Here is a 14,897-nt window from a genome sequence, read left to right on the forward strand (position 1 = left end):
GGGCTACGTACCGATAGGGCGGGAAACCCGCGGTCGCGGCAACGCGGGTTTCACCCGCCCTACCTCCCCTGCCATCGCCCCCACCAGCCAATCGGACATTCGGCGCCACGCCAGGCTGGCGCCCGCGGCATTCTTCGACTAGCATATTTTCGGAAACGAACATTAAGTCGTTCACTTTACAACTTTCCGGTGCTTTCACCATGCCCAATAGCCAGACCCATCCCCTCGCCGAAATCTATGACCTGGCCGTGGTCGGCGGTGGCATCAATGGCACCGGCATCGCCGCCGACGCGGCGGGGCGCGGCCTCTCGGTATTTCTCTGCGAACGCGACGACCTGGCCAGCCACACCTCCTCGGCCAGCAGCAAACTGATCCACGGCGGCCTGCGCTACCTCGAACATTACGAATTCCGTCTGGTACGCGAGGCCCTGGCCGAGCGTGAAGTGCTGCTGGCCAAGGCGCCGCACATCGTCAAACCGATGCGCTTCATCCTCCCGCACCGCCCGCACCTGCGCCCCGCCTGGATGATCCGCGCCGGCCTGTTCCTCTACGACCACCTGGGCAAGCGCGAGAAGCTGCCGGGCTCCAACGGCGTGCGCTTCGGCGCCGGCAGCCCGCTCAAGGCAGAGATGGCGCGCGGCTTCGAATACTCCGATTGCTGGGTCGACGACGCCCGCCTGGTGGTGCTCAACGCCATGGCCGCGCGCGAACACCACGCGCACATCCATACCCGCACCCGCTGCGTCAGCGCGCGGCGCAGCAAGGGTCTGTGGCATCTGCACCTGGAGCGCAACGACGGCAGCCTGTTCTCCATCCGCTCCCGCGTGCTGGTGAATGCCGCCGGGCCCTGGGTGGCGCGCTTCATCAAGGACGACCTCAAGCAGCCCTCACCCTACGGCATCCGCCTGATCCAGGGCAGCCACATCGTCGTACCGCGCATCCACGATGGCGAGCAGGCCTACATCCTGCAGAACGAGGACCAGCGCATCGTCTTCGTGATCCCCTGGCTGGAGCGCTTCAGCCTGATCGGCACCACCGACCGCGAATACCAGGGCGACCCGGCCAAGGTGAAGATCAGCGAGGAAGAGACCAACTACCTGCTCAAGGTGGTCAACGCCCACTTCAAGCAGCAGCTGCAGCGCAGCGATATCCTGCACAGCTTCTCCGGCGTGCGCCCACTGTGCGACGACGAATCTGACGAGCCCTCGGCGGTGACCCGCGACTACACCCTGTCGCTGTCCGGCGCACCGGGCGAGGCGCCGCTGCTGTCAGTGTTCGGCGGCAAACTGACCACCTACCGCAAGCTGGCCGAATCCGCCATGAGCCAGCTCGCGCCGTACTTCCCACGCCTGTGCCCGGCCTGGACGGCCAAGGCGCCATTGCCCGGCGGCGAGAACATGGACAGCCGCGAGGCCCTGGTGGAACAGCTGCAAGCCCGCTTCGGCTGGCTCGACCAGCAGTTGGCCCAGCGCTGGGCCAGCACCTACGGCAGCCGCAGCTGGCGCATCGTCGATGGTCTCAAGCAGCAGAGCGAACTGGGCGAACACTTCGGCGCCGGCCTGTATGCCCGCGAAGTGGACTACCTGCGCCACGAGGAATGGGCGACGGAAGCCGAGGACATCCTCTGGCGCCGCACCAAGCTCGGCCTGTTCCTGACCCCGGGCCAGCAGGCCAAGCTGAAGAGCTATCTGAGCGGCGCGCAAACCTCCCAGCAGGTAGATGCCAAGGCGGTCTGATACCTGCCCTGATTCTCGGAGGCTCCCCTCTCCCACTTGTGGGATAGGGGCTGGGGGAGAGGGAATGATCCTACCAACCCTATCCCCAACCCTCTCCCGTAAACGGGAGAGGGGGCAAAGCGCACCGGGCCGCCGCAATAGTGAGCGCTATCCACCCAAAGCTCGCTGCATATCGCCTGAGCAAACCGTAGCCCGGATGCAATCCGGGAAAACCCACACCAAGCGCTCCCGGATTGCATCCGGGCTACGCACTGTTCACGCCGCGTAATGGCGGATAAGCAGGGCGTTATTTACCCTACAGACCTGACAGTCTCTTGTAGGAGCGAGCTCTGCTCGCGAATATTGGCCGCACCACGGCTTCGCGAGCAGAGCTCGCTCCTACAGAGGTGAACCCTCTGCCCCCTGCCATTGCGCCAACTGCTGTCCGTCCAGACGATGAGCCCGCAAGTGCGGCAACACCGCCGCCAGCAAGGGTTCCTTGAAGGCACTCTGGAAGCGATGGGCCAGGCCGGGGATCAGCTTCAGCTGGCTGTCCTTTATATGTGCCGCCACGTGTACACCATGCATCACCGGCAGCAGCGGGTCGGCCGTGCCATGCACCACCAGAGTCGGCACGCGCAGGCGATTGAGCAGCTCGACCCGGCTCGGTTCGGCGAGAATCGCCAGGATCTGCCGCTGCACTCCTTGCGGGTTGAACGCACGGTCATAGGAACGCGCCGCTTCACGGCGCAGGCCCGCCAGGTTACTGTCGAGTTGCGGACTGCCAAGGGCGGCAAGCAAAGTCGCCTGCTGGGCGATGGCCGCTTCACGGTTCGGCGCCTCGCGCTGGGCCAGCAACTCCAGCAGAGCCGCCTGCGGCGCCGGCAGGCCCGGCGCGCCGGAACTGGTCATCAGCAGGGTCAGGCTCTCCACCCGCTGCGGCGCCAGATCGGCCATGTGCTGGGCGATCATCCCACCCATGCTGGCACCCAGGATATGGAAACGCTGGATGCCCAGGGCATCCATCAGGCCCAGGCTGTCGCCGGCCATGTCACGCAGGCTGTAGGGCGCGCTGACGCCCAGGCCGAGGCGATAACTCAGCACGCCATAGGCCAGATTGGCGCTCGGCGGCTGGCCCTGCCAGGTGGACAGGCCGACATCGCGGTTGTCGAAACGAATCACCCGGAAGCCCTGGCCACACAGACGCGCCACCACCTCGTCCGGCCAGTGGATCAGCTGGCCACCCAGGCCCATCAACAGCAGCAGGGCCGGATCGCTGTCGCGGCCGATGCTCTGATAAGCCAGGCGTACCTCGCCGACGCTGGCCATGGCCAGCGGCACCTGAACATCGCAACGAGACGCCGCCACAGACGGCACGCTGCACAACAGCGCGACAAGGAAAAGCAACGCACGCATAGCCAACACCAACACGCAGAACCCCAGTGAAGCGCGAGTGTGCGGACGTTTGTTGCAGCGCGCTGCCACAGAAGCATGACAGTTTGATGAAGGGCGCCGAACGGTAGTGACTCGGAGCCAGGGAACCGTCAGCGGTGCTGGGAGTGACTTGCGGAACGGGGCTGCCGGTAGATGGACGCTGGAGCATTGAGAGCTGCGTTACCACACGGAGCCTGGGAATGATCAAAGGCCAAGCCCCCTCTCCCCAACCCTCTCCCGTAAACGGGAGAGGGAGCACAAGCGCTCCGTGCCGGCTCTAGTTATTGCAAACGACCCTAAACAGTCTTATGCCCGCTCGGCACCCTCCTGCTGCCTTGGCCAGACCAGGCTGAACTGCGCGCCACCTAGCCCGGCGCTGCGTCCGACATGGGCGCGGCCGGTGTGCCAGTAGATGATCCGCCGCACGATGGACAGGCCCAGGCCGTGCCCGCCGGAGGCGCGGGTGCGGCTGTCGTCCAGGCGCAGGAAGGGGGTGAAGATGCGCTCCCAGGCCTCTTCCGGAACCCCCGGGCCATCGTCCTCGACATCGATCCGACAACGCTGCGGGCCGATGCGGTAGGACAGCCGCACCCGCGAATCGGCGTGGCGCATGGCATTGCTCACCAGGTTCTGCAGGGCGCGGTGCAGGTAGCGCGGCTCGGCCTCGACACGCGCCCCGCGGCCATCCGCGGCATCCTGCGACTGGCCCAGTTCGACCCGCACGCTGGCGCGCAGCGGCGCCAGTTCGTCGATCACCTGTTCGAGCAGCGCCTGCAGGTCGACCTGCTGGTAGTGCAGCTCCGGCGACCCCTGCTCCAGACGCGCATAGACCAGCATCTCGTCGACCAGCTTGTCGAGTTCCTGGATATCGCCGTCCATGCCGTCCATGTACTTGCGCCGGGCCTGGTCGGTCTGCGCGTCGCCGATCATTTCCAGGCCGAAGCGCAGGCGTGCCACCGGCGTGCGCAGCTCGTGGGACACCGCACGGACCATCTCGCGCTGGATGCCCAGCAGGCGCTGCAACTGCTCGGCCATGGTGTTGAAGGTCGCCGCCAGCCGCCCCACCGAGTCGGCGCTGCGGGTCGGCACGCGGGCATCCAGATGGCCGCTGGCAATCCGCGCAGCGGCGCTTTCCAGGCCGAGCAGGCGGCGCTCCAGGCGGCGCACCAATAAATAGAGGATCAAGCCGGTCAGGCTCAGGCCGAACACCCCGACCAGCACCAGCAGCTCGGTCGGGTAAGGATTCATCTGGTACAGCGGGCCGACCTCCAGCACCCAGGGCGTACCGACCATGCCAGCGATCACGCGGATCGAATCGCCACCCTTGCCCAGCGCCAGTACCGTGTCGCCCTCATCCACCCGGCGCTGCTGGTCATCGTCGAGGTCGACCTTTTCCAGGGTGACCAGGCGCAGGTCGAAACCGAAGTTCTTCTCCGCCTTCAACGCGGCCAGGCGCTTGGGCTGCTCGACGATCGGATAACGCACAAGTTCATCCATCAGCAGGTAGACGGTGGCCCGCGCCAGCTGCTCGCTGATCTGCTCCACCTCGGTGGTCAACACCAGCTGCTGCTTCTCGCTGACCAGGCTGTAGACCCGCGCGGCATGCGGCCCGGTCTGCTCCACCAGGACCTCACCGCGCAGCAGCATGCCACGCGCGCGGCCATCCAGCGGCTCGGCCTTTAGCGACTCTAGGGTCAGCGGCACCCCGAGCAGGCGACTCCAGGTCACCAGCGCACGGCGCCGGTCGACCGACTCCATGCGCTCGAGGTTATCGGCCATCAAACGGAAGGTGCCGCGCGCCAGTTGCTCGCGGTACTGATCGCTGCGCACCTCGTTGGTCAGCTGCAGCACACCCACGCCGAGCAGCGCCACCAGCACCAGGGCGGCGATGATGCCGCCATAGATGCGCAGGAAGATCGAGTTCATTGCGCCAATACCCCGGCCAGCCGCGCGGCGCGACTCAAGGCGTAGGGCGGGTGAAACCCGCGTTTTCCAACGCCGCGGGTTTCACCCGCCCTACGCAGAACCACAGTGCCTGCAAGCCCTGCGGCATGGCCACCGACGGCACGCCTCAAGACAGGCCCTCAGCGGCCTCGGCGACGAACAGATAGCCCTTGCTGCGCACGGTCTTGATCAGCCGCGGGTGCATGGGGTCGTCACCGATCTTCGGACGGATGCGCGAGATGCGCACATCGATGGAGCGATCCTGGCCGTCGTACTCGATGCCACGCAGGGCGGTGAAGATTTCCTCGCGCGAGAGAATGCGCCCGGCGTTGGCCGCCAGCAGCCAGAGCAGGTCAAACTCGGCGCTGGTCAGCTCGATGCTCTGCTCGCGCAACCAGGCCTCGCGCATGGCGCTGTCGATCACCAACTGACCAAACTGCAGACGCCGCTGGCTTTCCACCCCGACCTCGGCATGGCCCTCGCGGCGCCGCAGCAACGCACGGATGCGCGCCAGCAGCACGCGCGGGCGCACCGGCTTGCACACATAGTCGTCGGCGCCCATTTCCAGGCCGAGCACTTCATCCATGTCGTCGGTGCGCGCGGTGAGCATCAGGATCGGTCCGCCGTACTGGCCACGCACCTTGCGACAGATGGACAAGCCATCCTCGCCGGGCAGCATCAGGTCGAGCACCACCAGGTCCGGCTGCTCCTTGAGGATGCGCGCCGCCGCCTTGGCTCCATCGGATTCGATCGCCACCTTCAGGCCGTTGCTCTCCAGGTATTCCCGGGTCAACTCGGCCAGGCGCTGGTCGTCCTCGACGATCAGGATTTGCCAGGCTTCTTGCTCCACACATCCCCCCAGAACTGCTCAGGTGCCTACGATAGGCCGGCATTGTAGCAACGCCACCCGGACAAAGGCGCTATCGCCAGCACCTCTGTCCATCACCGTCACAGCACCCGCCACAGGCGCCGGCGCACCCGCACAGCGCGCGCCAGCCGCCGCGAGAAAAAACCTACATATTGTGTTTGTGTTATTGACTAAAAAGTCACGTTGAGGAACGGCAAAAAAGCTCAGTCAGGCTCGACGAACGGTGTGCAGGGGGTGACCCCAGCAAGCGCGGGGCCTGGCGAAACTTACCCCAAAGTAACCCACAGATTTATCCACAGGCAGCCAAGTTTTCTCGACTTGCCTTCGTCTGAGTACCGCACTATCTTGTATCCCCAGCGCGACAAACACCTACATGTTGGGTTTTTGTACCGAAAACGACACAAGCACATTTGCCCCGAAACAGTCCACACCCGGAACTGAAAAAGTGCAGATGACCGCTCAGTTAAACGCTTTAGCTCCATCGATTCAGAGCAGGACCCTGTACCGCCAGCAGAGCGAGGGTGTCCTGATCGGCGCACGCAGCCCCAGGCAGCGTGACACAACATCTAGTGGTGCCAGCCTGATCGCTGGCACAAGACTTGAAGAGCCAGGAAGGCGCTTGGTCGTACCTTCCTGTCAGTTTTGCAAGTCCCGCGCGCCCGGCCTCACTGCCGTCCGCGCGGCGTTGTTGAAATGGAATGAACGGCGGTACGGCGTAGCAATCTATTGCTAAGCGCCCAACTAACAATTAAGAAAAACACGGAGACCTCCATGCACACCGACACTACTCGCGAGAACCCGCAGGCCGTGGCGCCGCAGGCTGCAGATGCCAACCCGGATCTGGCTGCCACCGCTCCCGGCCAGCTGCGCGTGATCAAGCGTAACGGCACCGTCGTGCCGTATACCGATGACAAGATCACCGTCGCCATCACCAAGGCGTTCCTCGCAGTAGAAGGCGGCACCGCTGCCGCTTCGTCGCGTATCCATGAGACCGTCGCGCGCCTGACCGAACAGGTCAGCGCCACCTTCAAGCGTCGCATGCCGTCCGGCGGCACCATCCACATCGAAGAAATCCAGGACCAGGTCGAACTGGCCCTGATGCGCGCCGGCGAGCAGAAAGTCGCCCGCGACTACGTGATCTACCGCGAATCCCAGGCCACCAAGCGCAAGAACGCCAGCGCTGCCAGCGACGTCGCCGTGCCGCACCCGAGCATCCGCGTGACCCGCGCCGACGGCACTGTGCAGCCGCTGGACATGGGCCGCCTGCAGACCATCATCCGCGAAGCCTGCGAAGGCCTGGCCGAAGTCGATGGCGAGCTGATCCAGAGCGAGACCCTGAAGAACCTGTACGACGGCGTGGCCGAGAAAGACGTCAACACCGCCCTGGTGATGACCGCCCGTACCCTGGTCGAGCGTGAGCCGAACTACTCCTACGTTACCGCTCGCCTGCTGATGGACACCCTGCGCGCCGAAGGCCTGGGCTTCCTGCAAGTGGCCGACAGCGCCACTCACCACGAGATGGCCGACCTGTACGCCAAGGCCCTGCCGGCCTACATCGCCAAGGGTATCGAGTTCGAACTGCTGAACCCGGTACTGGCCACCTTCGACCTGGAAAAACTGGGCAAGGCGATCAACCACGAGCGCGACCAGCAGTTCACCTACCTGGGCCTGCAGACCCTGTACGACCGCTACTTCATCCACAAGGACGGCATCCGCTTCGAACTGCCGCAAGTGTTCTTCATGCGCGTGGCCATGGGCCTGGCCATCGAAGAGAAGCAGAAAGAAGAACGCGCCATCGAGTTCTACAACCTGCTGTCGTCCTTCGACTACATGGCCTCCACGCCGACCCTGTTCAACGCCGGCACCCTGCGTCCGCAGCTGTCCTCGTGCTACCTGACCACCGTGCCGGACGACCTGTCGGGCATCTACAACGCCATCCACGACAACGCCATGCTGTCGAAATTCGCTGGCGGCCTGGGCAACGACTGGACTCCGGTGCGCGCACTCGGCGCCTACATCAAAGGCACCAACGGCAAGTCGCAAGGCGTCGTGCCGTTCCTCAAAGTGGTCAACGACACCGCTGTTGCAGTTAACCAGGGCGGCAAGCGCAAGGGCGCGGTCTGCGCCTACCTGGAAACCTGGCACATGGACATCGAAGAGTTCATCGAGCTGCGCAAGAACACCGGTGACGACCGTCGCCGCACCCACGACATGAACACCGCCAACTGGATTCCGGACCTGTTCATGAAGCGCGTGTTCGACGACGGCCCATGGACCCTGTTCAGCCCGTCCGAAGTGCCGGACCTGCACGACCTCACCGGCAAGGCCTTCGAAGAGCGCTACGAGTACTACGAAGCCATGGCCGGCTACGGCAAGATCAAACTGCACAAGACCATCGCCGCCAAAGACCTGTGGCGCAAGATGCTCTCCATGCTGTTCGAAACCGGCCACCCATGGCTGACTTTCAAAGACCCGTGCAACCTGCGCAGCCCGCAGCAGCACGTGGGCGTGGTACACAGCTCGAACCTGTGCACCGAGATCACCCTGAACACCAACGCCGACGAAATCGCCGTGTGCAACCTGGGTTCGGTGAACCTGCCGAACCACATCGTCGACGGCAAGCTGGACACCGCCAAGCTGCAACGCACCGTCAACACCGCAGTACGCATGCTCGATAACGTTATCGACATCAACTACTACAGCGTGCCGCAGGCGAAGAACTCCAACTTCAAGCACCGTCCGGTCGGTCTGGGCATCATGGGTTTCCAGGACGCGCTGTACCTGCAGCACATCCCGTACGGTTCCGATGCCGCCGTCGACTTCGCCGACAAGTCCATGGAAGCCATCAGCTACTACGCCATCCAGGCCTCCTGTGACCTGGCCGACGAGCGCGGCGCCTACTCCACCTTCGACGGTTCGCTGTGGAGCAAGGGCATCCTGCCGCTGGACTCGCAGCAGATCCTGATCGAGTCCCGTGGCCAGAAGTACATCGACGTCGACCTGACCGAGTCCCTGGACTGGGCCCCGGTACGTGCCCGTGTGCAGAAAGGCATCCGTAACTCGAACATCATGGCCATCGCACCGACCGCCACCATCGCCAACATCACTGGCGTATCGCAGTCGATCGAACCGACCTACCAGAACCTCTACGTGAAATCGAACCTCTCCGGCGAATTCACCGTGATCAACCCCTACCTGGTACGCGACCTCAAAGCCCGCGGCCTGTGGGACTCGGTCATGATCAACGACCTGAAGTACTACGACGGTTCCGTACAGCAGATCGAGCGCATCCCGCAGGAACTCAAAGACCTGTACGCCACTGCCTTCGAAGTCGATACCAAGTGGATCGTCGACGCCGCCAGCCGCCGCCAGAAGTGGATCGACCAGGCCCAGTCGCTGAACCTGTACATCGCCAGCGCTTCCGGCAAGAAGCTCGACGTGACCTACCGCATGGCCTGGTATCGTGGCCTGAAAACCACCTACTACCTCCGTGCCCTGGCCGCGACCAGCACCGAGAAGTCGACCATCAACACCGGCAAGCTCAACGCTGTATCCAGCGGTGGTGATGACGGCTTCTCCGCGGCACCGGCCGGTCCGGCGCCAGTGCCAAAGGCGTGCGCCATCGACCAACCCGACTGCGAAGCGTGCCAATAAGCGCACGAATCTGAGCGGCGCCCGCGTCGTTGCCTGACAGGTCGGACCCCATCACGTACAGCTGTACGCTCAGGGGCTCCAACCTGCCAGGCGCCTAGCGCTCACTCGCTCAGCTTCGCGCTTACTCCGCGCTGCTTTTGCAGTTTTCCCTCTCCCCTCGGGGAGAGGGCCAGGGAGAGGGGGCCCGGCAACACCGAACGAGCCCTCCCCCACGAATAACCGCCCCGCGCCAGCCCACCGGCGCGGGACGCCGCCCAGACAGGCGGCACTGTTTTAGCCTTGCGCGCACACCGCAACGGAACATAATCAGAATCACTGGACATTCATACAGGCCGCGCAAAGTCCGGCCCGATGACCAAGCAGGAGACCACCATGCTCAGCTGGGACGAATTCGATAAGGAAGACGGCGCAGAAGCCGCTGCCGCACCCGCCGCCGCCGTAGTTGGCGCGGCCATCGACAAGCTCGACGACGAAGCCGCCGGTTCCGTACAGGAAGCCCGCGCCGTAGACGCCAACGACTCGGACGCCATCGCCCGCGCCAAGAAGGCCCTGAACGACCTGGACATCCAGGAAGGCCTCGACGACCTCGCCGGCACCAGCGCCCGCGTACACGTCGGCGACAAGCAGATGATCAACGCCCGCGCCGACCTCAACCAGCTCGTACCCTTCAAGTACGACTGGGCCTGGCAGAAGTATCTGGATGGTTGCGCCAACCACTGGATGCCGCAGGAAGTGAACATGAACGCCGACATCGCTCTGTGGAAGAGCAAAGACGGCCTCAGCGAAGACGAGCGCCGCATCGTCATGCGCAACCTCGGTTTCTTCTCCACCGCCGACAGCCTGGTGGCCAACAACCTGGTGCTGGCCGTGTACCGCCTGATCACCAACCCCGAGTGCCGCCAGTACATCCTGCGCCAGGCCTTCGAAGAGGCGATCCATACCCACGCCTACCAGTACTGCATCGAATCGCTGGGCATGGATGAAGGCGAGATCTTCAACATGTACCACGAGATCCCGAGCGTGGCGAAGAAGGCCTCCTGGGGCCTGAAGTACACCCGTTCGATCTCCGATCCGAAGTTCGAAACCGGCACCCCGGACACCGACCGCCAGTTCCTGCGTAACCTGATCGCCTACTACTGCGTTCTGGAAGGCATCTTCTTCTACTGCGGCTTCACCCAGATCCTCTCCATGGGCCGCCGCAACAAGATGACCGGCACCGCCGAGCAGTTCCAATACATCCTGCGCGACGAATCCATGCACCTGAACTTCGGCATCGACGTGATCAACCAGATCAAGATCGAGAACCCGCACCTGTGGGACGCCGCGATGAAGGACGAAGCGACCCAGATGATCCTCCAGGGCACCCAACTGGAAATCGAATACGCACGCGACACTATGCCGCGCGGCGTACTGGGCATGAACGCGGCGATGATGGAGGACTACCTCAAGTTCATCGCCAACCGTCGTCTGACCCAGATCGGCCTGAAGGAAGAGTACCCGGGCACCAGCAACCCCTTCCCGTGGATGTCGGAGATCATGGACCTGAAGAAAGAGAAGAACTTCTTCGAGACGCGGGTTATTGAGTATCAGACTGGTGGGGCGTTGAGCTGGGATTGATTCCTGGGTCTAGACCGCTAAGACAAATTAGAAACGCTTTACCTGAGAATGGATGTTCGGGGTAGCGAGAGAAACTAAAAAGCCCCGCCTAGTGCGGGGCTTTTTATTAATGGAAAATAAAAATTGAAGCAAACACTCTACAAGTACTGCTCAATCTCAACAGAGACACAACTCTCTAGAGCTCTAGACACGCTTAGCGGAAAAATATACTTCCCCACACCATCAAAGTTCAATGACCCCTTTGAGCTATCTGCAAAGGTGAACATATTCTCATCACCACTTCTTACGCACCTAAACACACGAGAAAAAGAAGAAGTACAGCGAGTATTCCGACTCAGGACTCCTGATGCCGTATCCGAAGAGTGGAGAGAAAAAATCGGCATTCTTTGCCTAACAGAGGATCCACTAAATATCCTCATGTGGTCGCACTATGCGCAAAATCACACAGGTATATGCATAGGATTTGACACAGGAGAACTGCCCTTCAGTAGCGCTATGCAGATAAACTATCGCGAAGAAAGGCCAAAAGCTGAATTTGACTCTGACGCTCTAATTGAGCATGTATTACTTACAAAGTCACAACACTGGAAGTACGAAAAAGAATGGAGAGTTCTAAAAAGAACGATAGAAACAGACGAACTAAGCTTTTACCATAATACATTCAAAAACAATCCAGAAAAATTAGACGAAATAGCAGAGGCAATCGAACAGAACGGAGGACCTGGCACATACATATTTGAAACACACGCAATTCGGAGCATATTTTTCGGAGCAAGAATCACACCAAAAAACCGAGACTCTATAATTCAGACAGCTTCATCTATAGCCCCACAAGCAAAATTCTTCCAAGTTGAGTTAGATAACAACTATTTCTGGCTCAATAAAAAAAGGCTTAAATAGCCTGGCGGCCGCGAAAACTGAGTGCAACACCCGACCATTTCGGTACGGTGCTGTCCCTATGAAAGAAAAAAGGGGACAGATTGATTTTCCATCCCCCTTATCTCGGCCAAACCACCGGCTGGGTATCGCCACACTTTCCTCGGCTTCCAGCTACAGATTTCGCCTCGCACGGCGAGTCACTTTCTCTTTGCTCGCGCGAAAGAGAAAGTAACCAAAGAGAAAGCGCGCCCGACATCCGGGTTTCGCTGCGCGAAACTCCCCTCCCTCCGGTGCCGCTCCGGGGGCCGGCTTACAAGGGCCATCCCTGGCCCTTTAAGCCTCTCGCCGCATCCATGCGGCTCGTCCCCCTACGCAACACCTACGCTCGGCCTCCTGACGGGATTCCGGCTCCGAGTTGCTTGGTGGTTCTCTCGGTGAGCAAGCAAGTAGCCCGGATATCCACGGCGGAAAACGCTTCGCGGTTTTCCACCCTACGCAGGTCGGCTTTTGTAGGGTGGACAACGCGAAGCTTGTCCACCAACTGCACATATCACCAGGCAGCTCCAATCGCCCCTTTCAGGAGGCCGAGCGGAATCGTTGTGAAACGGAGCGCAGCGGAGTAACAGCCGAAGGCTGGCCCGAAGGGCGAGCGCAGCGAGTCAAGGGGGTGAGCGACATGGATGTCGCGAGAGCACCGATGGCCAGGGATGGCCCTTCGGCGCGGGCACCTGGAGCAATGATGGAGTGAAGGAAATCTGGCGCAGCCAGCCCCGGATGCAGGGGCGTAGACCTTTTGGGGCGTTTGCGACGGCCAAGATGAACCCACCCAACAGGTCGGAACCACTGCCTCATCACACCCAACAACAAGCAGCGGCACGAAACCAAAGGCGAGAGCATCGCACGGCTTCTCCACCTGACGCACTGCCCCGACCATGTGCCAAGACGCCCCCAAAACACATCTTCCCTTACCGCTCACAATCGCTAGAATGTCGCCCGCCAAAAAACAGTGGCACATCGCCTCCATGAACAAGGACGCTCAATGAAAACCCTGCATTACATGGCTGCAGCCCTGCTCAGCCTAAGCCTTACTGGCTGCGTCTCCTTCAACCCCGCCGGCCCCATCAGCGAACCCACGCAGAAAGCCAGCGCACCCCGCCAACAGGCCGTCATGGTCGATAACGTGGTGGTCTCGGACAGCAGCATCAACGCCGAAGTCCGCAAGAACCTGAGCAGCCAGTTCACCGCCCAGCTGAACAAGCGCATCGAGCGCGGCGAGTACTTCCGTGAAGTGATCAGCTTCCCAGCTACGCTCGGCGAGCAAGATGCCCTGCTCAAGCTGGAGTTCAGCTCGCTGAAAGGCAAGCGCACACCGCATCCGGGCTATTTCCCAGGCGCCATCCTCACTCTGACCGGCTGGATCTGGTTCAACGGCCCGATCTATGTCGACAAGTACGACCTGACCGGCACGCTGTCCTTCGAGGACGCACAGGGCAAAACACTCGCCAGCAGCCAGAAGACCCTGCGCCTCAACCAGAACACCGGCCTGTGGGACGACGACTACTTCAACCTCGCCCTCGGCTCCACCCAGCTCAACCAACTGGTCGAAGAGCTGCTGCAAGACAGCCTCCAACAACTGCCCACTACCCCACAAGGAAGCGCCCAATGAATCGGATTTTTACCCTGCTGCTGACCGCACTGCTGCTCAATCTCACCGGCTGTGCCACTTACTCGCATGACGATCTGACCCCGGTCAAACAGTGGCCGCCGGTCGCCACCAGCGACGCCAAGCCCAGCCTCTACCTGAAAGTGGAAGGCCAACACCTGTTCAATGGCAACCCCACCGGTGCCAACCTGGATCAGGCCAAGTTGGCGGCGTTCGTGCTCAAGGAGTACCAGAGCAGCCAGCAATTCGAGCGCGTCACTCTCGAGCAGCAGACCTCCGATATCTACGCCACCGTACAAATCACCAACCACGAACGCGGCAGCATGGTCGGCGCTTTCATCACCGGCTTCACCCTGTTCGTCATCCCCGGCAAGTACGACAACACGCTGACCATGGAAACCGTGTTCAAGGATGGTCAGGGCAAGGTACTGGGCCGCGTCGAAAAGGAAGAAACCACGACCACCTGGATGCAACTGCTGCTGATCTTCGCCCTGCCCTTCAACGAGTCGCTGGACAACGTGCTGACACAACTGGCGCGTAGCAGCCTGGAAGACGCCGTGCAGCAAGGTCTGCTCACCGCTCAATAACTCCGGGCGCTCATTCGGTGGGCATGGTCTTACAATGCCATGCCGCCGATTGGCCTTCCGGAGCCATCTCTTCGATGTTCACCCTCACCCACCTGACCACCCCACCGCCCGAATCCCTGAAATGCCAGGTGCTGCAGCAGGTAGCCCGGATGTCCACGGTGGAAAACGCTTCGCGGTTTTCCACCCTACGCCCAGGTCAGTTTTTGTAGGGTGGACAACGCGAAGCTTGTCCACCATCCCACGCGAAACATTCGACTCGCCTGAATCCACATTTTTCGCCCTTACGGCAAGCCACTTGACTCGCTTCGCTCGCCCTGCGGGCCAGCCTGCGGCTGTTACTCCGCTGCGCTCCGTATCTCTTTGCCCACGCAGAAAGTAACCAAAGAGAAAACGCACCCAACATCCGGACTTCGCTACGCGAAACGTCTCCTACCTGGCCAATGGCCTGGCTAAAAACGCAATTACAGGCAAATAGCCATTATCTAATGTGATGCAAGTCACGCTAATCCACCAGCCAAGGTGTCGACGCCGTCACA

The 14,897-nt window shown here is 61.7% G+C and carries 9 protein-coding genes; 6 read left to right on the plus strand and 3 right to left on the minus strand.

Going from position 1 to position 14,897, the window contains the following annotated elements; genetic code table 11:
- Positions 1-200 precede the first annotated feature (200 nt).
- Positions 201-1,736: a glycerol-3-phosphate dehydrogenase gene (gene glpD / locus HNE05_RS14040; RefSeq protein ID WP_173208487.1), complete on the plus strand. Its 1,536-nt coding sequence runs from the start codon at positions 201-203 to the stop codon at positions 1,734-1,736.
- A gap of 378 nt (positions 1,737-2,114) precedes the next feature.
- Here glpD and HNE05_RS14045 read toward each other — a convergent pair whose 3' ends face one another.
- From HNE05_RS14045 to HNE05_RS14055, 3 genes are all read right to left on the minus strand, one after another.
- On the minus strand, positions 2,115-3,131 hold the full coding sequence (locus HNE05_RS14045) for an alpha/beta fold hydrolase (RefSeq protein ID WP_173208489.1): 1,017 nt from the start codon (positions 3,129-3,131) through the stop codon (positions 2,115-2,117).
- A gap of 324 nt (positions 3,132-3,455) precedes the next feature.
- Positions 3,456-5,075, minus strand: a complete 1,620-nt coding sequence (locus tag HNE05_RS14050; protein WP_173208491.1) for an ATP-binding protein — start codon at positions 5,073-5,075, stop codon at positions 3,456-3,458.
- Between the two features lie 145 nt (positions 5,076-5,220).
- Complete coding sequence (locus HNE05_RS14055; protein ID WP_173208493.1) at positions 5,221-5,943, minus strand: response regulator; 723 nt, start codon at positions 5,941-5,943, stop codon at positions 5,221-5,223.
- Positions 5,944-6,732: 789 nt separating this feature from the next.
- On the opposite strand from HNE05_RS14055, the gene HNE05_RS14060 reads away from it, so the two are divergent.
- The 5 genes from HNE05_RS14060 to HNE05_RS14080 all read left to right on the plus strand — a co-directional run bounded on the left by HNE05_RS14060 (position 6,733) and on the right by HNE05_RS14080 (position 14,361).
- Positions 6,733-9,615, plus strand: coding sequence for a ribonucleoside-diphosphate reductase subunit alpha (locus HNE05_RS14060; RefSeq protein WP_173208495.1), 2,883 nt, complete (start codon positions 6,733-6,735; stop codon positions 9,613-9,615).
- A gap of 372 nt (positions 9,616-9,987) precedes the next feature.
- Positions 9,988-11,232, plus strand: coding sequence for a ribonucleotide-diphosphate reductase subunit beta (locus tag HNE05_RS14065; RefSeq protein ID WP_173211680.1), 1,245 nt, complete (start codon positions 9,988-9,990; stop codon positions 11,230-11,232).
- A 123-nt stretch (positions 11,233-11,355) separates the two neighbouring features.
- A complete protein-coding gene (locus tag HNE05_RS14070; protein WP_173208497.1) occupies positions 11,356-12,132 on the plus strand; it encodes a DUF2971 domain-containing protein in 777 nt (258 codons plus the stop codon).
- 1,018 nt (positions 12,133-13,150) lie between these two features.
- Complete coding sequence (locus HNE05_RS14075) at positions 13,151-13,777, plus strand: hypothetical protein (RefSeq protein ID WP_173208499.1); 627 nt, start codon at positions 13,151-13,153, stop codon at positions 13,775-13,777.
- Positions 13,774-14,361, plus strand: coding sequence for a hypothetical protein (locus tag HNE05_RS14080; protein ID WP_173208501.1), 588 nt, complete (start codon positions 13,774-13,776; stop codon positions 14,359-14,361). Before HNE05_RS14075 ends, HNE05_RS14080 begins: the two co-directional genes overlap by 4 nt.
- The last annotated feature ends 536 nt before the right edge of the window (positions 14,362-14,897 follow it).

Source organism: Pseudomonas campi (genome assembly GCF_013200955.2).
GTDB lineage: Bacteria > Pseudomonadota > Gammaproteobacteria > Pseudomonadales > Pseudomonadaceae > Aquipseudomonas > Aquipseudomonas campi.